Below are 23,786 nucleotides of genomic sequence, written 5' to 3' on the forward strand. Positions count from 1 at the left end.
GCTCACTCTTTAGCCGGCACACGGGCCAGGCGGTCGATTTCTTCACGGAACTCGTTGAGGTCCTGGAAGCGCCGGTAAACGGAAGCAAAGCGGATATAGGCGACTTCATCGAGCTTTTGCAGCTCGGCCATGACCAGTTCGCCGACAACCAGTGACTTGATCTCGCGCTCGCCGGTAGCCCGCAGCTTGTGCTTGATATGCGCCAGCGCCGCTTCCAGGCGCTCGACACTGACCGGGCGCTTTTCCAGCGCGCGCTGCATGCCGGCGCGCAGTTTCTCTTCGTCGAAGGGCTGGCGGCTGCCGTCTTGCTTGATCAGCCTGGGCAGTACCAGTTCGGCGGTTTCAAAGGTGGTGAAGCGCTCACCGCAGGCCACGCATTCGCGCCGACGGCGCACTTGCTCGCCCTCGGCGACCAGTCGCGAGTCGATGACCTTGGTGTCGTTGGCACCGCAGAAGGGACAGTGCATGGTGGCAGGCAACAAAAAAAGGGAGGGCCATGGTAGCGCATCCCACTGGCAAGACAAACCAAAGGGGTTACCATCCACTCAGGAAATACACCGCGAAGGAATTCCACATGCCATTTCGAGCGCTCGTTGTGCTCAGTTGTGCCGCCTTGCTGGCGGCCTGCAGTAGCGACAAACCCCAGCCTGCCCCGGCGCCAAAAGCCCCGGTGGCCAGCAAAGCCAGGGAACTTGGCCCCTTGCCGGCCTACCAGCGCGAACTGAGCGGAACCCTGCTCAACGTTCCGGCCGGCGCCGAAGTCGAACTGGCGCTGCTGGTCATTGACGATCGCGGCCGACCACAACGCCTGCTGGCCAATAGCACCCTGGACGGCAACGGCCTGGACCTGCCTTATCAATTGCGCTTCAACCCCGAGGCCTTTCCCGCTGGCGCCCGGGTCGAGTTGCGTGGCCGTGCCAGCAAGTCCGGGCAATTGATCCTGCACCTGCCACCGGTACGCATCTCCCAGGCCCAGAACCAGGCCACCGGTCCCCTGCGTTTTGAAAAGGCACCGTGATGGCGCCTGTTCCGCTGCAACAAGCCCTGGGTGAACTGCTCGGTGACGCCCGCCTGGTGGTCAGCGATCTGCCTGAATGCTCGCTCAAGCTTTGGCTGATCGACGCGCAGAACATGGACCGCGAGTTCAGCCCCGAAGAAACCCGACGCATCCTCCACGAGCCACCTTACTGGAGCTTTTGCTGGGCCAGCGGCCTGGCGATGGCCCGCTACCTGGCCGAGCACCCCGAGTGGGTTGCCGGCAAGCGCGTGCTGGACTTTGGCGCAGGCTCAGGCATCGCCGGCATTGCCGCTGCACGGGCTGGCGCTCTGGAGGTAGTGGCCTGCGACCTCGACCCGCTGGCGCTGGATGCCTGCCGGGCCAACGCTGCGCTCAACGGCGTGGAGCTGAGCTACTCCAGCGATTTTTTTCAGGAAGCCGACCGCTTCGACCTGATCCTGGTGGCGGATGTGCTCTATGACCGGGCCAACCTGCCGCTGCTCGATGCATTCCTCAGCCGTGGCCGCCAGGCACTGGTGGCCGACTCACGCGTGCGGGACTTCAGCCACCCCCTGTACCAGCCGCTGGGCGTGCTTGAAGCCCTGACCTTGCCGGACCTGGCCGAGCCCCACGAATTCCGCCGGGTCAGCCTGTACCACGCCAGTCGCTGAGCCTTATAGTGATGCCATTCACCGATTTTCGAGAGTTGTGATGAGCCAAGACACCCCCTACGTTTTCGATACCACCGCTGCCGATTTCGATCAGTTGGTGATCGCCAACTCCCACCACAAACCGGTGCTGGTGGATTTCTGGGCCGAGTGGTGCGCGCCATGCAAGGCGCTGATGCCGTTGCTGGCACAGATCACCGAGAGCTATCAGGGCGAGCTGCTGCTGGCCAAGGTGAACTGCGACATCGAGCAAGACATCGTCGCCCGCTTCGGCATTCGCAGCCTGCCGACCGTGGTGCTGTTCAAGGATGGCCAGCCGGTTGACGGCTTTGCCGGCGCACAACCTGAGTCGGCCATTCGCGCCCTGCTCGAACCCCATGTACAGATGCCGCCACCGGCCGCTGCCGATCCGCTGGAACAGGCTCAGGCATTTTTCACCGAAGGTCGGTTCAGCGAAGCCGAAGTCACACTCAAGACCCTGCTCGGTGAAGACAACAGCAACGCCGCCGCACTGATCCTGTATGCACGTTGCCTAGCCGAACGCGGCGAGCTGGGTGAAGCCCAGACCGTGCTCGATGCGGTCAAGAGTGATGCGCACAAGGCCGACCTGGCGGGCGCCAAGGCCCAGCTGACGTTCCTGCGTCAGGCTGCCAGCCTGCCGGAAGTCGCTGACCTGAAGGCCCGTCTGGCGCAGAACGGCGAGGATGATGAAGCGGCTTATCAGCTGTGCATCAAGCAGCTGTCGCGTCAGCAATACGAAGCGGCACTGGAAGGCTTGCTGAAGCTGTTTGGCCGTAACCGTGGCTACGAGGGCGGGTTGCCGCACAAAACGCTGCTGCAGGTGTTCGACCTGCTGGGCAATGATCATCCGCTGGTGGGAACGTACCGCCGCAAGTTGTTTGCCGCGTTGTATTGATTGCTGTCGCCGGGCGCGCACCGACAGGCGCGCGCCCGGTGATGGGGCTCATCCCACCCAGTGATACACCGGCGCATCCGCGCCGCTTTCCACCTTCACCTCGGCACTGTGGCGCAAGCGCACCAGCAGGCGCTTGCCCGCCGCGGTATTCCCCGCCAGCCCTTCCAGGTGTTCAAGCAACTCCGGCCCGTTCAATTGCCCTGCCTTGCGCAGCACTTCGCGCGCCGCCTGCCAGAGCGCATCGTCCGGACGAACGCTGGCTACCGTGGCGACCGCGGCCGTCGTGGCCAGCGGTGCTACCGCCGTCAGTTGGCCACTCAATTGCGCCCATTCAGACGGTTCCAGTTCCAGGGTCAGGTCCACCGGCCAGTCGCCGATATGTCCACGAATTCGCACGGTCTTTTCCTCTGCACAGTGACAGGCTCCATGCTCCCACGCTGACGATCCGTCGCCAAGCACGCTGGCATCCGCCGAACAAGTTGTTATAACATCACAAAATCTACCCCGTGCTCTCGTGGAGTCTTGCCCATGCGTCGTCTGCTGCTTGCCTTGCCGTTCGCTGTACTGCCCCTGGCCGTTGCCCATGCTCATGAAGACCACGATCACGCCCACGGCAGCCTCGCCGCACATGAGCACGGGGTTGCCCGCCTCAATGTGGTGCTCGACGGCAAGGCGCTGGAGCTTGAGCTGGTAAGCCCGGCGATGAATCTGGTCGGCTTTGAACACGCCGCCAGCAGCGACGCCGACAAGGCCAAGGTCGCCGCCGCACGCGCCCAGCTGGAGAAGCCTCTGGCGTTGTTTGCCCTGGCCAGGGCGGCCAACTGCAGCGAGTCTGAACAAGAGCTTCAAAGCCCGCTGTTCGGGGACAAGCCGGCAGTGGATGACGAGGGTGAAGCGCACGCGGCCGGCCACAGTGAGATCCACGCCCATTACCAGCTCGACTGCGAGAAGCCCGACAACCTCACGGGCCTGGACCTGAGCCCGCTGTTCAAAGCCTTCCCCGCCACCCAGAAAATTCAGCTACAACTGATCGGACCCAATGGCCAGCAGGGTGTCGAAGCGACTCCGGCCAACGCCTCGATAAAATTCTGACAGCCCTTTTGCACGGACGCGCCCGGGGTAACCCGGGCGTTCATCTATGAGCCAGGCACTGATTGAACTGACCGACCTGGGCTTTGCCTGGCCGGGCCAAGCCCCTCTTCTGGATATCCCCGCACTACGCCTTGAGGCCGGTGAATCACTGTTTCTCAAAGGCCCAAGCGGTAGCGGCAAAACCACACTGCTGGGGTTGCTCGGCGGCGTGCAAAAGCCCGACCGAGGCACTATCTGCCTGCTGGGCCAGGACTTGAGCCAATTGAAGCTGGCCGCCCGCGATCGGTTTCGGGTTGATCACACCGGCTACATTTTCCAGCAGTTCAACTTGCTGCCGTTTCTGTCGGTGCGGGAAAACGTCGAACTGCCGTGCCGCTTCTCGCGCAGCCGCGCGCAACGCGCCTGTGAACGCCACGGCAGCATCGACCAGGCCGCCGCTACCCTCCTCGCCCACCTGGGGCTCAAAGACCCTGACCTGCTTGCCCGGCGTGCCGACAGCCTGTCCATTGGCCAACAGCAACGGGTGGCTGCCGCCCGGGCACTGATCGGCCAACCGGAGCTGGTGATCGCCGACGAGCCGACCTCGGCCCTGGATGCCGACACCCGCGAAGCCTTCATTCGCCTGTTGTTCGCCGAATGCCGGGAGGCCGGCTCCAGCCTGCTGTTCGTCAGTCATGACCAGAGCCTGGCCCCGCTGTTCGATCGTCAGTTGTCACTGGCCGAACTCAACCGCGCGGCCGTTTCAGCCAACGACCTGGAGGCCTGATGTACCTGCTTCGTCTTGCCCTGGCGAGCCTCGCCAACCGCCGCTTCACCGCCTTCCTGACTGCCTTCGCCATCGCCCTTTCGGTGTGCCTGTTGCTGGCCGTGGAGCGCGTGCGTACCGAAGCCCGCGCCAGCTTTGCCAGCACCATCAGCGGCACCGACCTGATCGTTGGCGCCCGTTCGGGCTCGGTGAATCTGCTGCTGTACTCGGTGTTCCGTATCGGCAATGCCACCAACAACATTCGTTGGGACAGTTATGAGCACTACGCCAACGACAAACGCGTGAAATGGGCCATCCCCATCTCGCTCGGCGACTCGCATCGCGGCTACCGGGTCATGGGCACCACCGCCAGTTACTTCGAGCATTACCAGTACGGCCGCAGGCAAAACCTGCAACTGGCCCAGGGCCGAGCCTTCGCAACCGACCCCTTCGAGGTGGTTCTGGGCGCCGAAGTCGCCGATGCGCTGCACTACAAGCTCGGTGACAAACTGGTACTGGCCCACGGTGTGGCCGCCATCAGCCTGGTCAAGCACGACGACAAGCCCTTCACCGTGGTCGGTGTGCTGCAACGCACCGGCACGCCGGTAGACCGCACCCTGCACATCAGCCTGGGCGGCATGGAAGCGATCCACATCGACTGGCACAACGGCGTACCGGCCCGTGGCGCCGGCAAGATCAGCGCCGAGCAGGCGCGCAACATGGACCTTGAACCGGCGGCCATCACTGCGTTCATGCTGGGCCTGAACAACAAGATCGCCACGTTCAGCCTGCAGCGCGAGATCAACGAATATCGCAACGAGCCGCTGCTGGCGATCCTGCCCGGCGTCGCCCTGCAGGAGCTCTGGAGCCTGATGGGCACCGCCGAGCAGGCACTGTTCGTGGTCTCGCTGTTTGTGGTCCTGACCGGCCTGATCGGCATGCTCACCGCGATTCTGACCAGCCTGAACGAGCGGCGCCGGGAAATGGCCATTCTGCGTTCGGTGGGGGCCCGCCCGTGGCATATTGCCGGGCTGCTGGTGCTTGAGGCGCTGGCACTGGCGGTAGCCGGCATCGCCGCCGGCCTGGGCCTGTTGTACCTGGGGATTGCCCTGGCCCAGGGCTATGTACAAGCCAACTACGGGCTGTTCCTGCCCCTGGCCTGGCCCAGCGCGCACGAATGGAGCCTGCTGGGGGTTATTCTGGGCGCCGCGCTCCTGATGGGCAGCGTGCCGGCCTGGCGTGCCTACCGGCAATCCTTGGCCGATGGCCTGTCCATTCACCTGTGAGACTCACGATGCCACGCTTACTGCTCTCCCTGTTGCTGCTGGTCACCACGCCCTTGTGGGCCAAAGAGCCACGCACTCTGGAATGGTCGCAACTGATTCCAACCGGTGCGCCGATGATCCAGCCGCAGATGGCGCCCCTGCACGACCTTTCACAGTTGAGCGATGCCCTGGCAGCCGAATCCGCGCCGCCCGCCCACCAGCAATCGCCGAACGCCCCGGTGGTCAAGGCCCTGGACGGGGAGCAGGTGAAGCTGCCGGGCTATATCGTGCCGCTGGAAGTCAGCGAAGAGGGGCGCACTACCGAGTTCTTGCTGGTGCCCTACTACGGCGCCTGCATCCATGTGCCGCCGCCTCCGTCGAACCAGATTGTGCATATCGTCAGCGAGATGGGTGTCAGGGTAGAGGACCTGTATCAACCCTACTGGATCGAAGGGCGGATGCAGGTGAAGAACATCAGCAGCGAGCTGGCAGACGCCGGCTACCAGATGGACGCCGAGAAAATCTACGCGTATGAACTAGAATAAATGCCCCGCAGCACGGCGTAGACGCTTTCATTGAGCTACGTCAAATCGCCATGCCTGCGGATCTTTACCATTGGACGCATTCAATTCTAAACGTCCTTTGGGAGCTTCCATGAACAAGTCCTTGCTCAGCGCCTCGCTTATTGCCCTGGCGCTCGTAGCCCCTGTTGCCCACGCCCACCAGGCTGGCGACTTCATCCTGCGTGCCGGCGCCATCACCACCGCTCCCAACGAGAACAGCGGTGATATCAAGCTCGACGGCACCAAGATGTCCGGCACCAAGGCAACTCTGGACAGCGATACCCAACTGGGCCTGGCATTCGCCTACATGCTGACCGACCACATCGGTCTTGAGCTGCTGGCCGCCACCCCGTTCCAGCACACTGTTGGCGTCAAGGGCCTGGGCGCAGGCCTGGACGGCAAGCTTGGCGACATCAAGCAACTGCCACCGACCCTGTCGCTTCAGTACTACCCGCTGGAACCTACCTCGAAGTTCCAGCCGTACGCCGGTATCGGTCTGAACTACACCATGTTCTTTGACGAAGACCTGAGCAGCAACCGCAAGGCCCAGGGCTTCAGCAACATGAAGCTCAAGGACTCGGTTGGCCTGGCCGGTCAGTTGGGGATGGACTACATGATCACCGACAACATCCTGGTCAACGCTGCGGTCTGGTACATCGACATCGACACCAAGGCCACCATCGACGGCCCGAGCGCCCTGGGTGTAGGCAAGACCAAGGTCGACGTGGATGTCGATCCATGGGTCTACATGGTGGGTGTGGGTTACAAGTTCTAAGTCGGCTTCAATGTAAATCGCGGGGCAAGTCGAGGCGTCGACTTGCCCCGCGCTGCATTCAACGCCCCAGCAACCGCGCCAGCCCCTGGGCAAAGGGGGTCGGCTCAACAAAGTCGAACCGTGCCAGCAAGCGCTGGTTGTTGGCCCGCGAATGACGGATATCCCCGGCCCGCGCAGGCCCATGGCTGATCGGCGGCAACCCGCCCAGTATCGACTTCAGCGCTGCCAGCAACTGGTTAAGTGACGTGGCCTGGCTCAGGCCAATGTTCACGGCCCCTTCCTGCACCTGCTGCAACGCCAGCGCCTGCACCATCACATTGATCAAATCCCCGACGTAGACAAAGTCGCGGGTCTGCTCGCCATCACCGAACAGGGCAATCGGCTGCCCGCCCAGGGCACGCTCGCAGAAGATGCTGATCACGCCTGAATACGGCGAAGACGGATCCTGGCGTGGGCCAAAGATATTGAAGAAGCGAAACACCACCGGCTCCAGGCCGTGCTCACGGCGGTAGAAGTCCAGGTATTGCTCGCTGGCGAGCTTGTCCACGGCATAGGGCGTCAGCGGCGCCTTGGGCGTGTCTTCGTCGATCGCCAGGCCTTCGCCATTGTTGCCATACACCGCAGCGCTGGAGGCAAACAGCACACGCTTGATGCCATTGAGGCGCATGGCCTCGCAGACATTCAAGGTGCCGATAAAGTTGCTCTGATGGGTTTTCACCGGGTCTTCGACCGACGCCTGCACCGATGCCACCGCCGCCAGGTGAACAACCGCCTGGCAACCGGCCGCGACGCGCTTGACCAGCTCGGCATCGGCTACATCGCCTTCGATCAGTTCAAGGCGTGGGTTATCCAGTTGCAGATTGGCAGGCTTGCCGGTGGACAGATCATCGAGGATGCGCACCGCGTAGCCTTTTTCCAGCAACGCGTCGCTCAGGTGAGAGCCAATAAAACCGGCACCACCGGTGATCAGAATGGGGGCATCAGCCATGACGGTAGAATCGATCCAGTAGGGGCGGCAAGCCGGCACGCCAGGCGCGCGGCTTGATACCGAAAGTATGCAGAATTTTCTTGCAGGCCAGCACCGCATGCTGCGGCTCGTCGCTGGCATCGGAGCGCGCGGCGTGGGCCTGTGCGGTCGGCTCGGTGACGGCCAGTTTGTGCAGTTGCGACGCCTCGCTGAGGATCGCCTGCCCCAGCCCCAGCGGCGTAGTGGCCTCGTTGCCGGCGTAATGGTAAGTGCCCCACAGCGGCGCGGCGCAATCGAGTTGCTTAAGCACCGAAAGAATCACCCGCGCCGCGTCGTCCACCGGGGTCGGATTGCCGCGCCGGTCATCGGCCAGCAGCAGCTCCTGGGGCTGTTCGGCGCGGGTCAGAAAGCGCCCGAGCACACCATCGATGCTCTCGTCGAGCAGCCAGCCAAAGCGCAGCAGTACATGTTGCGGACAGGTCGCGCGAACGCTCTGCTCGATTCGCCACAGTGCCTGGCCACGCAGGCCCAGGGGGACCGGTTCGTCTTTTTCGCTATACGCCGTGGCGCGCGAGCCATCGAATACCCGGTAGCTCGAAGGCTGCACCAGGATGATGTTGTGGTGCTGACACAACTCGGCCAGGCGCTCTACCGAGCGCTCCTGCAGGGCCAGGCGCTGTTCGCTGACCGACTCTGCCTGGAACCAGTCGAAGTAATAGGCCAGGTTCACCAGGGCATCGGGGCGGGTGTCGTCGAGCAACTGGGTCAGGCTGGCCGGGTCCCAGCCCTGGTCGGGCGGGCGCGGCGCCAGAAAGCCGATATCTTCCTCGGCCCCGAGTCGAATCAGCGCTTGCCCGAGGGCATTTCCACCACCCAACAGCATCAGGCGCATTCGCATAGAGTCAGCAGGTCCGATCAGATAATTGAAGGCAATGGCGCATTTTGCGTTTTCCGGCTGGGGAAGTCCAACCCTGGGCCCGTCAGGCATTACTTGCACATCAAGATCAAGCTTTTTCAGCGCCCGCCGCACAAACCAAGAAACAGCCTACGCGAGGAACGGAAAAGACTGGCTATCCCGTGAACGATTTTGACGCGCTGAATAGTCAGCGAGCGCAAGCACCGCCAGGTGGTGCGAATTGCCCAGACAAATCAATAACCAGGATTTGCTCATGCACAACCCGGACGTCGCGTACCTGAGTTTCGACACTGACCAATCCCGCGCACTGGACTTGGCCAGTCAGGACCTGGCCGACCAGGGCGGCCCGCAAGCCTCCGGCGTTGCCAGCAATGCACGAATCTGGGCGCAGCGCATGAGCGCGCTGCTGCATGTCAGCCAAAGAGCCACACTGCAGCGCTTTGCCGACGGCCAGCTCTCGGTACTGTTTTTCAGTTACCTGCCTTGCCCTGGCAACGATCCTGTCCCAATGCAGCTACCGGAACTGCCTGCCCTGCAGCAGAACTTTCGCTGTCTGTATCTGGCTGCCCGTAGTCAACTGTTGCTTGAAATGGTCCGGTATCGGTCATTCGCCTTCGACATAGACAACCAGGGCCAACAGGTGCGCCTGGTCGGCAATTTCAAGGGTGGCGGACATATGCCTCATCCCGATGAAGACCGTAGCGTACCGGTGGAACTCAGTTCCCATTCGGGGCTGCGCCTGGGCCCGCACACCGAAGCACCATACCATTGCTCGGTGATCGCCAGCGAAGGCCACTCCCCCGCCCCTTCGGCGTTGATACTCACCGCGCGCTGGAACCCGGCCAATGAACCCACCTGCATTGTTCCGCTGCAGAAAATCATTGAACGCATCGGCAGCCTGCACGCCCTTGCCCTGACCACACCGTCATTCGACTTCAGCCGCAGCGACTGCTTTACCGCAGGTCACGGAGCAGCAGGCATCGCCTCCCCGATGCTGCAGTTCGACCCTAATGGCGGCTTCGCCCTGCGCTACAACAGCTACCGTTTCTCGCTCAACGGGCAGGCCAGCGAAGCCGCGGCCCGGGCGTTCGACAGTTTTCAATCACAGGTGAACCAGTCGATTCCCTTGCGTTTTGTACTCCAGCCCGACTCGGCCCTGCTGGTGAACAATTCCCGCGCGCTGCACGGCCGAGACACGCTTAAGGACAACCGACGCCTGCTGATCCGCTTGTTCGGGTACTCCCGTTTCGCCCAACCGATCGTAATCACACAAGACCCGTTTCTGGTTCGCGGCTGAATAAAGGAGAACCCTGGAGCATGGAACTCGACCTCACCCAGTTACTGACGCTGACCTGCGTTGCACTGGCAGCCGGCTTTTTCGACGCCATTGCCGGCGGTGGTGGCCTGATCACCCTGCCGGTGCTGTTCGTTGCAGGCATCGACCCGCTGGCTGCAATCGCTACCAACAAGTTTCAGGCGGCCTCGGCCACGGTGTCAGCCACCGTAGCCTTTGCCCGCAAAGGCATGATCGAGTGGAAAAGCGGCCTGCCCATGGCCGCCCTGTCGTGCGCCGGTGGCGCCTTGGGGGCCCTGTCGGTGAGCCTGGTGCCCAAGGGGTTTCTGCAGGCCTGTGTGCCGGTGCTGCTGGTGCTGGTGGCCGCCTATTTCGCCTTCAGCCCCAAGCCGGACGAGCATCCGCGCAAGGCGAAGATTTCCATCAGCGTGTTCTGCCTGGCTGTCGCGCCTGTCATTGGCTTTTATGACGGTGTGTTCGGGCCAGGGGTAGGCTCGTTCTTCATGGTGGCCTGTGTCATCCTGCTCGGGCAGCCATTGCTGCAAGCGGTGTGCAACAGCAAACTGCTGAACGCCGCCTGCAACCTCGGTGCACTGGCGGTGTTTTCATTGAGCGGGGCGATTGTCTGGCCTCTTGCACTGGCGATGGCTGGTGCGGCGTTTGTCGGGGCGCAATTGGGTGCCCGATGCGCCGTGCATTTCGGTCCTAGACTGATCAAGCCATTGCTGGTTTGTGTGTGCTGCTTCATGGCCCTCAAGCTATTGCTCAGCGCCGGCAATCCACTGGGTGAATGGTTGCAACAACAGTTCAACTAGGCGGTGCCCATGCAACTCGACACGATGTCATCCATACGCTCCACCTGGCAATACGATGAACCCAGTCCCGGGGTAGAACACTTCATCACCGAGTCCTTCGATACCTATCAGCAGCAGGCCCGGCTGCTGGTCCCCGACGTTGAGCGTGCACCGCCGCTGTTCGTCGTCGGCGGGGCCCGTTCGGACTTCACCCGCCTCAATCCCTTGCTCTACCGGCTACAGACGCTGGGTATCGGCTCGCTGACGGCCAATCTGTCGGGGCACAGCCTTGCCAGCGAGCCGGGTGCGTTCGAGCCTTCGCTGAGCACCAACCGCGAGGAAGCCTTGCGCTTTCATCAGCACATTGCACCCCATTGCCAGACCGTGGTCGGCCATAGCCTGGGGGCGTCCATTGCCTTGAAACTGGCCGCGCAACAGCCGGCTGTGGATAAGTTGATCCTCATCTGTCCTGCCGTGTATCCGGACAACGCTCACGATGCGCCCTTTGGCCCGGCCTTCAAGGCAGCGATCAGCAAGCCCTATGGCTTTCTGGACTGCGACAGCTTTGAATTTCTGCGCCAGTTCCCGGGGCGTGTGCTGTTAGTGATGGGTGAATATGACGGGCTGAACTCCCAGGCCCACGGCCAAGGTGCAGGAACGTCGGCCGGGACGCTGTGGCTGGCGGGTGCACAGCGCTATAGCCCGATTCCGGAAGAGGTCACTCGAGCGTTGCTCAAGTCGGTCCCGCCACCGCACCTGGAGTGTTTGTTGCTCTCGGACTGCGATCACGGCATCGCCGCGCATTTGCGTGAAACGCCCGGGGTAGCCGACCAGGTGGCGCAGACCGTTGCAGAGTTTGTCCTGGACGGTAAGTGAGCAAACCGTCTCGAACAGGATGTCGCTGAAGGGAAAATGGCGGAAGGCAGCGGGAGTCGAACCTGCCCGGGAACGGCTGCCGTCCCCAACCGGGTTTGAAGCCCGGCCGCGCCACCGGGCGCGATTGCCTTCCTTGAACTCAGAGCCCTGGCGATTGTGCCAGGGCATTGTCCGCCCGAACCTGACGCCGATCACCCACCCGGCGAGTCAGGCCGATACGATCAAAATATTCCAGCACCTGAATACTGCGTTTGCGGCCGATACCCAGCACATCGCGAAAGGCCGTCACCTGCACCACCGGATCGTCGCTGGCCAGCTGCAAGAGCATAGACGCCATTTGTCGGATAGTGGCCTCAGGATAGAACAGATCGCGCACCACCTGGTGGACCTGCCCCAAACGCCCCAGTTTGCGTAGCAACAAGCGAACCTCGGATTCATCCACCGCCACAGCCTTGGCCAGGTCGCGTACCCAGGGGGGGTCGAACTGCCCTTGCTCGAGCAGCGGCTGCAGTTGCTGCCACAGCAGGGTGTCGGTATCGCTCAGGCGCACCTGATGCTCGGGCAGGTGCAGCCACGGCCCATTGCCGATGATCGCACCGCCAGCAAGCAATTCGTCGAGCAAGCTGATGAAGGTCGGCCGCTCCAACGGCAACGCGACAAAGCGACGTAAACGATCACGATCAGGGCCAAGCTGGTCGGGCTCCTGTTCATGGAACTGCGCCAGTCGCTCCAGCACGGTCCGCTTCAGTGACTGCCAGCGCAGCTGGGTAAACAGCAGCGGCCCCTGGCGGGTGGCGATGACCTGCACCTCTGCCGGCAATTTCCAGCTACTGCGCAGGCGGTTGAACTGCCGCTCCAGGTGCTGCGGATCAAGCCCCAGCTCATCGTTGGCCAGCAGTGCCGGCAGGGCCTGTTCCAGGCTGTCGACGCTGGCCAGCGCCTGCAACTGCGCCAACCGCGCCTCGCTACGACGCTGACGCGCCGGGGCGAAGGGATCAAGCACCTGGCCTCCGCCGAGGGTACGTTGCGCACTGTGGTCGCGCAGCACCAGGCGATCGCCATGCACCGCCTGCAACGGTGCATTGAGCTGCAACTGGGCAAACATGCGCCCACCCGGCAGCAGTTGCTCGCCTTGCAACAGCGCCACTCGGGCGGTGACGTCCTGGGTGCCCAAATGCACATGTACCGGGCTGAAATGCGTGAAGTTGCGGATTTCGCCCGGTAGCAGCCGCATTTCGATGTCCACGCGCTGGGTCGGGCCGTACAGCCATTCGGCAAGCAGCCAGTCCCCCCGGTGAATATGTTCAAGGGCCAGGCGCTCGGCGCTGATGTTGAGCGCCACGCGTTGCCCGGCCCAGGCCTCGCTCACCGCCTGGTTCTGGGCGTGCAGCCCGCGCACCCGTACCGGCTTGCCTGCCTTGCCCAGTGCCAGGGTATCGCCCAATTGCACCTGGCCTGCCAGCGCCGTGCCGGTGACCACGATGCCGGCCCCTGCCACTGCAAAAGCGCGGTCGATGGCCAGGCGAAACCCGCCCCGTCGACCGCGCTCACGTACTTCGCCCTGGGCCTTGAGCAACGCCAGGCGCAAGGCATCGACACCCTCGCCGGTCACGCTGGAAAGCGCAAACTGCGCAGCGCCTGCATAAGGCCCGGCGGCGAGCAAAACGCCAACTTGCGCCTGGACCTCCTTGACCCGCTGCGGCTCGACCCGGTCGCATTTGCTGATCGCGACCAACGCACGGGGTATGCCCAGCAGCTCGACAATGGCCAGGTGCTCGCGGGTCTGCGGCATCACCCCATCGTCGGCGGCCACCACCAGCAACACCAGGTCGATCCCTTGGGCGCCAGCGAGCATGTTGTGGATAAATCGCTCATGCCCCGGCACATCAATAAAACCGGTCAACGGCGCGCCGGGCTCGAGCGAGGCGTAACGGTAGCCCAGGTCGATGGTCATGCCCCGCTCGCGCTCCTCCCGGCGATGATCCCCTGCCTGTCCGGTCAGGGCTTCGAGCACGGACGTCTTGCCGTGGTCGATGTGCCCGGCGGTACCGACGATCACCCGCAAACCTCCATCCATTGCAGTGTGGGTAACTGCGCCAGCCAACCCGCCTCGTCGTCGAGCTGGCGCAGGTCGAGCCACAACGCATCATCATCGATACGTCCAAGCACCGGGATCGGCAGCCTTCGCAGGGTTTGCTCCAGGCCCTGCAGGCAACGACCACGCAAGCGCCTGGACACCTGCGGACGCAAGCACAGGGCGGCGCTGGGCAGGCGTGCGACCGGCTGACTGCCGCTGCCGATCATGCTCAAGGCCGGCACCGCCATGACCTGCCATTGCTCACCCAGCCGCTGCGCCAGCACGGGTGCCAGGCGCTCGGCCTGGGCGAGGATTTCGTTCTGGGGGCGTGTGAGCAGGCGCAGGCTCGGCAGGCGCTCGGCCAGCAGGTCAGGATTGCGGTACAGGCTCAGCACCGCTTCCAGCGCTGCCAGGGTCATCTTGTCGACTCGCAGGGCACGCTTGAGCGGGTTCTTCTTGATGCGCGTGATCAGTTCCGTGCGGCCCACGATGATCCCGGCCTGGGGCCCGCCGAGCAGCTTGTCGCCGCTGAAGGTAACGATATCGGCGCCGTCGGCCAGAGCCTGGCGCACCGTGGGTTCGGCGGGCAAGCCCCAACGGGTGAGGTCGAGCAGGCTGCCGCTGCCCAGGTCTTCGAGCAACGGCAAGCCGTGCTGGTGAGCCAACTGCGCCAGCGCGGCGGTCGGCACCTGGGTGGTAAAGCCCTGGATGCTGTAGTTGCTGCAGTGCACCCGCATCAACAGGCCACTGCGCGGGCCGATGGCCGCTTCATAGTCACGGGCATGGGTGCGGTTGGTGGTACCGACTTCGTGCAGCTTCACCCCGGCCCGGGCCATGATGTCGGGAATACGGAAGGCGCCGCCGATCTCGATCAGCTCACCGCGAGAGATGATGCCTTCCTTGCGCGCCCCCAGGCTATTGAGCGCCAGCAGCACGGCCGCCGCGTTGTTGTTGACCACGGTGACGGCCTCGGCGCCGGTCAGCTCGCGAATCAAGCCCTCGATGAGGTCATCGCGGTCGCCGCGCTTGCCGGTGGCCAGGTCGAACTCAAGGTTCAGCGGATAGCGGGCGGCCATCTGCACCGCCTCGATGGCCTCTTCGGGCAGGAGCGCCCGGCCCAGGTTGGTGTGCAGGACCGTACCGGTCAGGTTGAACACCCGCCGCACCTGGCTGCGGTGCTGGCTCGCCAGGCGTTCACCGGCGCGGCCTGCCAGTACGGGCAAGGCCAGTTCGGCGCCATCCAGCTGGCCCAGGCGGGCGGGCTCACGCAAATCATCGAGCAGCTGGCGCAGTGTTGCCAGCACCGCATCACGACCGTAGCGATCAAGCAGTGGCTGGCAGGCGGGATGGCGTAGCAAGGTGTCGATGGAGGGTAAGCGGGCGGGAAGCTTGGCGAGATTGGAGGGCATTCGGGGACTACCTTCAACAAGACTTTGGCTGGGCGCGGCTATCGCGGGGCAAGCCCGCTCCTACGACAGGAGCGGGCTTGCCCCGCGAGGAGTGTAGACGCTGGCCTCACTCCCCTCCCGGCGCCAGCATCAGGTTCGGCGCCAGCCGCTGATAGCCCTCCTCGTCCAGGCGGATGTCCAGGGCCAGGCTGGCGAGGTCCGCCGACAACGCTTCCGCCCCGGCGTCGTTCTCCAGGTAGATCTGCTTGAGGTAGCTCTTGCAGCCCGGACAGCATTCGGCACGCAAGGGCGCCTTGCCGGCAGCGTAGCGATCATCTTCCAGGTTGAAGTACTCAAGCCCCTTGCTCTGCTCGCAATACACGCACTTGACCCTCACCACATGCCACTCGCAGGCACACAACGAACACACCAGGTAGCGCAGGCCATTGTGCTTGCCACGGTGGCGGATCACCCCGGCCATGGCCGGCGATCCGCAGGCCGGGCACTGGCAAAGGCTGTCGCCCGCCTTGGGCTCGGTGCCGGGCAGGTTCAGCAGCCAATGGCTCCAGGCCGCTTGCAGTGCTGCGCCCAGAAACGGCACCAGCGCCGCGGGCACCGCACTGAATTGCCCGGTCAGCAAGGCGATGCCCCAAAGTTTGCGCTGTTCGTCACGGGCCTCGCGCAGGTTGTTGAGGGCGGCCGCCAGCTCGGCGGCGGCCGGCTTGGGGTAGCGCTCAAGCAAGGCGTTCAGATATGCCAGCCAATGCCCTTCACGTACCAGGCTGTCGGCTGCCAATGGCGGCAGGCCGTGCTCCAGGCATAACCGCTGGCGCTCGCTGTACTGCGGTGCGGGCACGGGTGGGTTATCAAGCAGGTCTTGTTGAACACGGCAAAGGCTGGCGATCAGTAGCAGGTAGTCGCCCAGTGCGTTGCCCTGGGCCAGGGTCTCCAGGCGCTCGGCGCGCAACGCGAACAGGTTTGCAGGTGGCAGGTAGAGAAACGGCGGCGCGCTGGCCGCCGCTTCAATTTGCCCAGGTTCCAGAATAGTGCTCAAGAGGTCATCCTTTTTTGCGGGTTCCCGGGGCTGGCGGATCTTCGCGGGTCACTTCCCGATACCAGAGTTCATGGTGTTTTTTCGCCCAGGCACGACTGACCCAGCCGTGCAGCATGGCGCTGACCGAACCCTTGATCCAGATCCCGGCATAAATGTGCACGATGATGCTCAGCACCAGCACAAACGCCGCCAGTGCATGCAGTAAGGTCGCCAGGCGAATCGCACCGATATCGAAGTACTGGCTGAACCAGGCCCGCCAGATCACGATGCCGCTCAACAACAGCATCAACATGCAAATCAGCAAGGTCCAGAACAGCAGTTTCTGCCCTGGGTTGTACTTGCCGATTGGCGGTACACCCTCCTCTTCGTTGCGCATCACCCGGTCGATGCGCCGCAACCACAAGCGGTCGTTGCCGCTGATGAAATTGGCGCGCCAGAAGCGAAACACCAGGCCCAGGAAAAACACGAACATGGCCACACCCAGGAACGGATGCAGGATGCGCGTCCAGGGCCCGCCGCCGAACAGATGACTGAGCCAGAACAGCGCCGGATGAAACAGCGCCAGCCCGGACAATCCGGCGAAGATGAACAAGATCGCGACGATCCAGTGATTGGTCCGTTCGTTGGCGTTGTAGCGCAGGATGGGTTTGTCGCTCATGGCCGTTCCTCCCCTTGCGCACCCGGTTTGCCCGGGTCGAACACATGCACCGCCGGATCAACGACATGCACGCTGGTATCCGCTGCGCCGGGGTGCTCGTCTTCCTCGACCCGCTGCGGGCCGACCCGAACATAGTGGAAGAACCCGGCCAGCACCGCCGCGCCCATGGCCAGCAGCGCCAGCGGCTTGCTCACGCCTTTCCACAACCCCACCAACGGGCTGATCACTGGCTGGTCCGGCAGGCCGGCGTACAGCTTCGGCGAGTCGGCGTGGTGCAGCACGTACATCACATGGGTGCCGCCGACCCCATCGGGGTCGTACAGACCGGCGTTGTCAAAGCCACGCGACTTGAGGTCGACAATACGTTCGGCGGCATGCTCCTTCATGTCCTCCTTGCTGCCGAACACGATTGCGCCGGTCGGGCAGGTCTTCACGCATGCCGGCTCAAGGCCCACGGCAACGCGGTCGGAGCACAAGGTACATTTGTAGGCCTTGTGGTCCTTCTGCGAAATCCGCGGAATGTTGAACGGGCAACCGGTGATGCAGTAGCCGCACCCGATGCAGTGGTCCTGGTTGAAGTCGACGATACCGTTGGCGTGCTTGATGATCGCCCCGGGGCTGGGGCAGGCCTTCAGGCAACCGGGGTCGGCGCAGTGCATGCAGCCGTCCTTGCGGATCAGCCACTCCAGGTTGCCATCGGTGTTTTCATGCTCGGTGAAGCGCATGAGGGTCCAGGTTTCTGCGCTCAGGTCGTGGGGGTTGTCATAGGTGCCATAGCTATGGCCCACCTCGTCACGCAGCTCGTTCCACTCCGAACACGCCACCTGGCATGCCTTGCAGCCGATGCACTTGGTGGTGTCGATCAGCTTGGCCACCTCCTCCTGCTGGCGGATCGACGGCGGCGGTGTAGTGGTGGCCGAACGGGCAATGATGTCTTGGCTGGCCATCAGATTTTCTCCACGTTGACCAAGAACGACTTCGATTCCGGCGTCTGGGTATTGCCGTCACCGAGGAACGGCACCAGGGTGTTGGTCAGGTAGCCGTGTCGCGTCACTCCGGTAAAGCCCCAGTGCAGCGGGATGCCGATCTGGTGCACGGTCTGGTTGTTGACCTGCAGCGGCCGAATCCGCTTGGTCACCACCGCCACCGCCTCGATATGCCCGCGCTTGCAGGTGACACGTACCCGGTCGCCTGCGGCGATGCCCTTCTCCTTGGCCAGTACCTCGCCGATTTCGACGAACTGCTCCGGCTGGGTCACGGCGTTGATCGGACAGTGCTTGGTCCAGAAGTGGAAGTGCTCAGTCAGCCGGTACGTGGTTGCCGCGTAAGGGAAGTCCTTGGCTTGCCCCAGCGTGTCCCACACCGAATCGAATACCCGCCCCGCCGGGTTGCTGATCGCTTTCTTGTTGTTCGGGTGCAGCGGATTGACCCCGATCGGTGTTTCAAACGGCTCGTAATGCTCCGGGAATGGCCCTTCGGTCATCTTGTCCAGGGCAAAGAAGCGCGCCACGCCTTCGGGGTTCATGATGAACGGGTTCATGCCTGCTTCTGGCGGCACATCGACCTTGAAGTCCGGCACGTCGGTGCCACCCCAGGCCTTGCCGTTCCACCACACCAGGCGCTTGTTCGGCGACCAGGGCTTGCCCTGCACATCCGCCGATGCCCGGTTGTAGAGAATCCGCCGGTTCGCCGGCCATGCCCAGGCCCAGCCCAGGTTCTGCTTCATGCCGAACGGATCGGCATTGTCGCGCCGGGCCATCTGGTTGCCCTGCTCGGTCCAGCTGCCACAGAAGATCCAGCATCCGGAGGCGGTACTGCCATCGTCCTTGAGCTGGGCAAAGCCGGCCAGTTGCTGCCCGGCCTTGAGGGTCGCGCCGGTGGCATCGGTGACATCGGCCACGGCGTAGCCATTGAACTCCCTGGCAATCTCTTCCGGTGTCGGTTCGTGGGCAACCTTGTACGGCCAACTGAGCTTGAGGATCGACTCCGCCCAGGCCCCGCCTTCCTTCTGGTAGCGTTCGCGCAGGCGCAGGAACAGCGCACTCATGATCCACACATCGGTGCGGGCCTGACCCGGCCCTTCGGCGCCCTTCCAGTGCCATTGCAACCAGCGGCTGCTGTTGACCAGCGAGCCGTCTTCCTCGGCAAAGCAGGTGGTCGGCAGGCGGAACACTTCGGTTTGCACGTTGGCCGAATCGACATCGTTGTACGGCCCGGCATTGCGCCAGAACTCCGAGGTCTCGGTGGCCAGCGGGTCCATCACCACCAGCCACTTGAGCTTGCTCAATGCGGCGGTGACACGGTTCTTGTCCGGCAAGGCGGCAATCGGGTTGAAGCCCTGGCAGAAGTAACCGTTGACCTGCTCCTTGGCCATCATGTCGAACATCTTCAACACGTCGTAGCCGGGGATATCCAGCTTGGGCAGGTAGTCATAGCCCCAATTGTTCTCGGCCGTGGCGTTGGCGCCATACCAGGCCTTCATCAGGCTGACATGGAACTTGCCGTAGTTCTGCCAATAGGACATCTGCCCCGGTCGCAGCGGCTTGGACGCACGCTTGGCGATGTAGGCGTTGTAGTCCTGTTCGGCATCCGACGGCAGGGTCAGGTAGCCGGGTAGCAGGTTGGACAACAGCCCAAGGTCGGTCAGCCCCTGGATATTGGAGTGACCGCGCAAGGCGTTGACCCCACCGCCTGGCATGCCGACGTTACCCAACAGCAATTGCACCATGGCCGCACTGCGGATGATCTGCGAGCCGATCGAATGCTGGGTCCAGCCCAGGGCATAGAGGATCGTCATGGTCTTGCCCGGCTGCGAGCAGGTGGCGATCTCTTCCCAGATCTTGAGCATGCTGTCCACCGGCATGCCGCAGATCTGGCTGGCCAGTTCCGGGGTGTACCGGCTGTAGTGCTGCTTCATCAGCTGGAATACACAGCGCGGGTCTTGCAGGGTCGGGTCGACCTTGGCAAAACCGTCTTCACCGATTTCATAGCTCCAGCCGGACTTGTCGGTGTAACTGCGCTTGTCGGCGTCATAGCCGCTGAACAAGCCGTCCTCAAAGGTGAAGCCTGCTTTGACGATGAACGACACGTCGGTGTAGTTGTGCACGTACTCGTGCTGGATCTTGTCATTGCTGATCAGGTAGTTGATCAGCCCGCCCATGAAGGCGATATCCGTGCCGGTGCGGATCGGCGCGTAATAGTCGGCTACCGAGGCGGTTCGGGTGAAGCGCGGGTCGACCACGATCAACCGGGCCTTGTTATGGGCCTTGGCCTCGGTCACCCATTTGAAGCCGCATGGATGGGCTTCTGCAGCGTTGCCACCCATCACCAGGATCAGATTCGCGTTGGCGATATCGGTCCAGTGGTTGGTCATGGCTCCACGGCCGTACGTCGGGGCAAGACTTGCCACCGTCGGGCCATGTCAGACACGTGCCTGGTTATCGAACCCCAGCATGCCAAGACTGCGGATGACCTTGTGGGTCATGTAGCCGGCTTCGTTGGAGGACGCCGAAGCGGCCAGGAAACCCACGCTCAGCCAGCGGTTGACCGTCTGGCCCTGGACGTTCTTCTCGATGAAGTTGGCGTCGCGGTCGGCCTTCATCAGCTCAGCGATGCGGTCCAGCGCTTCATCCCAGGAGACTCGCGTCCACTCCTTGCTGCCCGCTTTGCGTACCTGCGGGTACTGCAGGCGGTTGGGGCTGTGGATAAAGTCGAGCAGGCCCGCGCCTTTGGGGCAGAGCGTGCCGCGGTTCACCGGATGGTCGGCATCACCCTCGATGTGGATGATGTTCTGGGCGACGTTCTTGGCCGCATCACCCTGGCTGTACATGATCAAGCCACAACCCACCGAGCAATACGGGCAGGTGTTGCGGGTTTCTTTGGTATGCGCCAGCTTGAAGTGACGCACCTGCTCGGCGAAGGCCGCGGTCGGGGCCATGCCCAACGCAGCCAGGCTCGAGCCTCCAAGGCCGATTGCGGCGACCTTGAAGAACTGCCGACGGTTGAGATCCATCGTGCACTCCTGATCAGGTGGTGGACGCGCGGGACGTTGCCGGCGTCTCTTGAACGATCACGGTGGCGACATTTACAGCAGTCACCAGTTGATACTCTAGTCAAGATTTCAGAAGAGAGAGTGGGTACAACCAGAAAACCCTGACACCACACAGGGAAATAGGACTACTTATCGCTGCGAAACGCCCTGCTACGTTGGCAAATCGTAACCAAGGACCGCTCCCCACGATGAAAACAGCACGTAAGCTCGCAGCGCTCACTGCAGTGATTGCACCATTGATCCTCGCAGGCCCGGCACAAGCCGAGGCGCCCTCGATCACCTCGCAGATGGCACAGACCATGGTCGATGCCGCAGCGCGGGCAGCCCAGGCAAAAGGCTTCTCGATCGTCATCAGCATTGTCGACAACCATGGCAACCTCAAACACTTCCATCGCATGGACAACACCAGCGTCGGCAGCATTCAGGTGTCCCAGCTCAAGGCATCGACTTCCGCTCAATTCCCGGTATCAACCAAGGTGCTGGCAGAGCGCAGTGCCGGGCTTCCAGCTAATCCTTACGCATCCATTCCCGGGTTTCTGCTGCTGGAAGGTGGATTGCCGATCATGTCCAAAAGTGGCACGCACATCGGCGGTATTGGTATCAGCGGCGCAACGCCTGAACTGGATGGCCAATTTGCCCAGGCGGCCATTGATCAACTGAATCAATAAAGAAACGCCAAAAAAAAAGCCCGTAGCGCAAGGCCACGGGCTTTCGGGACAGCAGAATCAGGCAAGCAATCAGAACGGGATATCGTCATCAAAGCTGTCGAAATCCGCAGCCGGTTGCGGTGCTGCCTGCTGAGGCGCAGGGCGCTGCTGCGGCGCCGATTGCTGTGGACGCGGAGCCTGCTGACGCGGCGCCTGGTTGTAGTTGTTGCCGCCCTGCGGCTGGGAACCGTCCTGGTTCTGCGGACGACCGCCGAGCAGCTGCATGGTGCCCTGCATATCGACGATGATTTCGGTGGTGTAACGCTTGATGCCGTCTTTTTCCCACTCGCGGGTCTGCAGCTTGCCTTCGATGTAGACCTGCGAACCTTTACGCAGGTACTCGCCGGCGATCTCGGCAACCTTGCCGAACATCGAAACGCGGTGCCACTCGGTGCGCTCGACCTTCTGGCCGGTTTGCTTGTCGGTCCACTGCTCGCTGGTGGCCAGGCTCAGGTTGGTCACGGCGTTACCGTTGGGCAGGTAGCGGACTTCGGGATCCTGACCGCAAGTACCGACCAGAATGACTTTGTTAACCCCACGGGCCATAACGTTCTCCTAGGCTTCGCACGCTTCGGAGGCCGGGTTTACCAGGCGCTCCAGGGTCGTGCGATCCAAAATTTGTGTATCAAGTTTGATATAGATGGCGGCTTCATCGGCCACCACCACTGCGTCGGTTACACCCGGCACGGCCAGCAGCCGCTCGGTCAGTCCCGCTTCGCGGACCGCCTCGGCCGACAACGGCAGGCGCAGGCTGGTCACGTACGGTGGTTCACGCATGCTCAGGGCCACGATCCACCACAGTGCACACAAGGCTGCGCAGCCCAGGAACACCGTGCTCAGGCCACCGTGCTGGAACAACCAGCCACCGAGAATTCCTCCCAGCGCGGCACCAAGGAACTGGCTGGTGGAGTAAACCCCCATTGCCGTGCCCTTGCCGCCGGCGGGCGACACCTTGCTCACCAGCGAAGGCAAGGATGCCTCCAGCAGGTTGAAGGCAGTAAAGAATATCACGGTGCCGATCACCAGTTCGTGCAAGTTGTCTGCTGACAGCCAGAAGAACAGCTCGGTGAGCATCAACACACTGACCGCGCCCAGCAGGACACGTTTCATCTTGCGCTTTTTCTCGCCGTAGATGATGAACGGGATCATTGCAAAAAATGAGACCAGCAAGGCGGTCAGGTACACCCACCAATGCTCTTCCTTGGGCAAGCCACCCCGCTCTACAAGCGCCAGAGGCAAGGCAACGAAGCTGGCCATCAAAATGGCGTGCAGGACGAAGATACCCACATCCAGGCGCAGCAGGTCCGGATGACGCAAGGTCGGCCCCAGCGCCTGCTTGGCGACACCCGACTCACGGTGCTGAAGGGCGCCATGTGACGCGGGCACTACGAATGCAATGATAGCGATGCCCACCAGCGCCAAAGCGGCAGTAGCCAGGAACAGCCCCGAGAGGCCGAAAGCACGGGTCAGCAATGGCCCCACCACCATGGCCACCGCAAAGGACAAGCCGATGCTCATACCGATCATGGCCATGGCCTTGGTCCGATGCTGCTCCCGGGTAAGGTCCGACAGCAATGCCATTACCGCAGCGGAAATCGCGCCAGCGCCTTGCAGGATACGTCCGGCAATCACGCCCCAGATCGAGTCGGCCTGAGCCGCGAGCACACTGCCCAGGGCGAAGATGACCAGGCCCAGGTAGATCACCGGGCGCCGCCCAATACGGTCGGAAATGACGCCGAATGGAATCTGCAGAAATGCCTGGGTCAGACCATAAGCGCCAATGGCCAGGCCGATGAGCGCCGGCGTCGCGCCAGCCAGGTCCATGCCATAGGTCGCCAGCACCGGCAGGACCATGAACATGCCCAGCATGCGGAAGGCGAACACCATGGCCAGGCCGCCTGCGGCGCGGGTTTCGCTGCCACTCATGCGTTCGCTGTGGGGATCGTGCATGGATAAACCTCGTGTGAACCGGCGGCGATTCTA

General features: G+C 62.9%; 24 protein-coding genes and 1 tRNA gene. 12 read left to right on the forward strand and 13 right to left on the reverse strand.

The genetic code is table 11. The features are described from left to right. Positions 1–2: 2 nt before the first annotated feature. A complete protein-coding gene (gene nrdR / locus U9R80_RS24445; RefSeq protein ID WP_010222838.1) occupies positions 3–467 on the reverse strand; it encodes a transcriptional regulator NrdR in 465 nt (154 codons plus the stop codon). A 107-nt stretch (positions 468–574) separates the two neighbouring features. Here nrdR and U9R80_RS24450 point away from each other — a divergent pair, with 107 nt between their 5' ends. The 3 genes from U9R80_RS24450 to trxA are packed head-to-tail and all read left to right on the forward strand — an operon-like array spanning position 575 to position 2,581. Then, positions 575–1,018 (forward strand): hypothetical protein, encoded by a 444-nt coding sequence (locus tag U9R80_RS24450; RefSeq protein ID WP_301839924.1) that lies wholly within the window; start codon positions 575–577, stop codon positions 1,016–1,018. Further along, the gene (locus U9R80_RS24455) at positions 1,018–1,668 is read left to right on the forward strand and encodes a class I SAM-dependent methyltransferase (protein WP_301839923.1); all 651 of its coding nucleotides are present in this window, start codon (positions 1,018–1,020) and stop codon (positions 1,666–1,668) included. The genes U9R80_RS24450 and U9R80_RS24455 overlap by 1 nt, the downstream gene beginning before the upstream one ends. A gap of 40 nt (positions 1,669–1,708) precedes the next feature. Further along, positions 1,709–2,581, forward strand: coding sequence for a thioredoxin (gene trxA, locus U9R80_RS24460; RefSeq protein ID WP_301839922.1), 873 nt, complete (start codon positions 1,709–1,711; stop codon positions 2,579–2,581). A gap of 48 nt (positions 2,582–2,629) precedes the next feature. Here trxA and U9R80_RS24465 read toward each other — a convergent pair whose 3' ends face one another. Beyond that, entirely contained in the window at positions 2,630–2,977 is a 348-nt protein-coding gene (locus U9R80_RS24465; RefSeq protein WP_301839920.1) for a hypothetical protein, read from the reverse strand. Positions 2,978–3,109: 132 nt separating this feature from the next. Between U9R80_RS24465 and U9R80_RS24470 the strand changes: the two genes are divergently transcribed. The 5 genes from U9R80_RS24470 to U9R80_RS24490 all read left to right on the forward strand — a co-directional run bounded on the left by U9R80_RS24470 (position 3,110) and on the right by U9R80_RS24490 (position 7,021). Further along, a complete protein-coding gene (locus U9R80_RS24470) occupies positions 3,110–3,673 on the forward strand; it encodes a DUF2796 domain-containing protein (protein ID WP_301839919.1) in 564 nt (187 codons plus the stop codon). A 46-nt stretch (positions 3,674–3,719) separates the two neighbouring features. After that, a complete protein-coding gene (locus U9R80_RS24475) occupies positions 3,720–4,439 on the forward strand; it encodes an ABC transporter ATP-binding protein (protein WP_301839918.1) in 720 nt (239 codons plus the stop codon). Further along, positions 4,439–5,704 (forward strand): ABC transporter permease, encoded by a 1,266-nt coding sequence (locus tag U9R80_RS24480; protein ID WP_301839917.1) that lies wholly within the window; start codon positions 4,439–4,441, stop codon positions 5,702–5,704. Before U9R80_RS24475 ends, U9R80_RS24480 begins: the two co-directional genes overlap by 1 nt. Before the next feature lie 8 nt (positions 5,705–5,712). Beyond that, entirely contained in the window at positions 5,713–6,228 is a 516-nt protein-coding gene (locus U9R80_RS24485; RefSeq protein WP_301839916.1) for a DUF3299 domain-containing protein, read from the forward strand. 109 nt (positions 6,229–6,337) lie between these two features. Then, a complete protein-coding gene (locus tag U9R80_RS24490) occupies positions 6,338–7,021 on the forward strand; it encodes an OmpW/AlkL family protein (RefSeq protein WP_301839914.1) in 684 nt (227 codons plus the stop codon). A gap of 58 nt (positions 7,022–7,079) precedes the next feature. On the opposite strand, the gene U9R80_RS24495 is transcribed toward U9R80_RS24490, so the two are convergent. Further along, positions 7,080–8,009, reverse strand: a complete 930-nt coding sequence (locus tag U9R80_RS24495; protein WP_301839913.1) for an NAD-dependent epimerase/dehydratase family protein — start codon at positions 8,007–8,009, stop codon at positions 7,080–7,082. Further along, positions 8,002–8,886: a sugar nucleotide-binding protein gene (locus tag U9R80_RS24500; protein WP_301839912.1), complete on the reverse strand. Its 885-nt coding sequence runs from the start codon at positions 8,884–8,886 to the stop codon at positions 8,002–8,004. The genes U9R80_RS24495 and U9R80_RS24500 overlap by 8 nt, the downstream gene beginning before the upstream one ends. Before the next feature lie 271 nt (positions 8,887–9,157). Here U9R80_RS24500 and U9R80_RS24505 point away from each other — a divergent pair, with 271 nt between their 5' ends. The 3 genes from U9R80_RS24505 to U9R80_RS24515 are packed head-to-tail and all read left to right on the forward strand — an operon-like array spanning position 9,158 to position 11,868. Then, the gene (locus tag U9R80_RS24505) at positions 9,158–10,201 is read left to right on the forward strand and encodes a TauD/TfdA family dioxygenase (RefSeq protein ID WP_301839911.1); all 1,044 of its coding nucleotides are present in this window, start codon (positions 9,158–9,160) and stop codon (positions 10,199–10,201) included. Between the two features lie 20 nt (positions 10,202–10,221). Continuing rightward, positions 10,222–11,013, forward strand: coding sequence for a TSUP family transporter (locus U9R80_RS24510; RefSeq protein ID WP_301839909.1), 792 nt, complete (start codon positions 10,222–10,224; stop codon positions 11,011–11,013). A 9-nt stretch (positions 11,014–11,022) separates the two neighbouring features. Next, positions 11,023–11,868 (forward strand): alpha/beta hydrolase, encoded by an 846-nt coding sequence (locus tag U9R80_RS24515; protein WP_301839908.1) that lies wholly within the window; start codon positions 11,023–11,025, stop codon positions 11,866–11,868. A 37-nt stretch (positions 11,869–11,905) separates the two neighbouring features. On the opposite strand, the gene U9R80_RS24520 is transcribed toward U9R80_RS24515, so the two are convergent. From U9R80_RS24520 to fdnG, 7 genes are all read right to left on the reverse strand, one after another. Then, positions 11,906–12,001: transfer RNA gene (locus U9R80_RS24520), tRNA-Sec, on the reverse strand. A 6-nt stretch (positions 12,002–12,007) separates the two neighbouring features. Next, entirely contained in the window at positions 12,008–13,927 is a 1,920-nt protein-coding gene (gene selB, locus U9R80_RS24525) for a selenocysteine-specific translation elongation factor (protein ID WP_301839907.1), read from the reverse strand. Then, positions 13,924–15,354: an L-seryl-tRNA(Sec) selenium transferase gene (gene selA, locus U9R80_RS24530; RefSeq protein WP_301839904.1), complete on the reverse strand. Its 1,431-nt coding sequence runs from the start codon at positions 15,352–15,354 to the stop codon at positions 13,924–13,926. Before selA ends, selB begins: the two co-directional genes overlap by 4 nt. A gap of 106 nt (positions 15,355–15,460) precedes the next feature. Beyond that, positions 15,461–16,387, reverse strand: coding sequence for a formate dehydrogenase accessory protein FdhE (gene fdhE, locus U9R80_RS24535; protein WP_301839903.1), 927 nt, complete (start codon positions 16,385–16,387; stop codon positions 15,461–15,463). A gap of 4 nt (positions 16,388–16,391) precedes the next feature. Next, positions 16,392–17,045, reverse strand: coding sequence for a formate dehydrogenase subunit gamma (locus tag U9R80_RS24540; protein WP_301839902.1), 654 nt, complete (start codon positions 17,043–17,045; stop codon positions 16,392–16,394). After that, a complete protein-coding gene (gene fdxH, locus U9R80_RS24545; protein WP_301839901.1) occupies positions 17,042–17,992 on the reverse strand; it encodes a formate dehydrogenase subunit beta in 951 nt (316 codons plus the stop codon). Before fdxH ends, U9R80_RS24540 begins: the two co-directional genes overlap by 4 nt. Beyond that, positions 17,992–21,057, reverse strand: coding sequence for a formate dehydrogenase-N subunit alpha (gene fdnG, locus U9R80_RS24550; protein ID WP_301839900.1), 3,066 nt, complete (start codon positions 21,055–21,057; stop codon positions 17,992–17,994). Before fdnG ends, fdxH begins: the two co-directional genes overlap by 1 nt. 227 nt (positions 21,058–21,284) lie before the next feature. Here fdnG and U9R80_RS24555 point away from each other — a divergent pair, with 227 nt between their 5' ends. After that, positions 21,285–21,764 carry a GlcG/HbpS family heme-binding protein gene (locus U9R80_RS24555; RefSeq protein WP_301839899.1) on the forward strand — a complete coding sequence of 160 codons (480 nt, stop codon included), beginning with the start codon at positions 21,285–21,287 and terminating at the stop codon, positions 21,762–21,764. A 69-nt stretch (positions 21,765–21,833) separates the two neighbouring features. On the opposite strand, the gene U9R80_RS24560 is transcribed toward U9R80_RS24555, so the two are convergent. After that, on the reverse strand, positions 21,834–22,349 hold the full coding sequence (locus U9R80_RS24560; protein WP_301839898.1) for a single-stranded DNA-binding protein: 516 nt from the start codon (positions 22,347–22,349) through the stop codon (positions 21,834–21,836). 9 nt (positions 22,350–22,358) lie between these two features. Beyond that, positions 22,359–23,753 carry an MFS transporter gene (locus U9R80_RS24565; RefSeq protein ID WP_301839896.1) on the reverse strand — a complete coding sequence of 465 codons (1,395 nt, stop codon included), beginning with the start codon at positions 23,751–23,753 and terminating at the stop codon, positions 22,359–22,361. Positions 23,754–23,786 lie beyond the last annotated feature (33 nt).

Source organism: Pseudomonas sp. JQ170C, assembly GCF_035581345.1.
In the GTDB taxonomy this organism is placed as follows: domain Bacteria; phylum Pseudomonadota; class Gammaproteobacteria; order Pseudomonadales; family Pseudomonadaceae; genus Aquipseudomonas.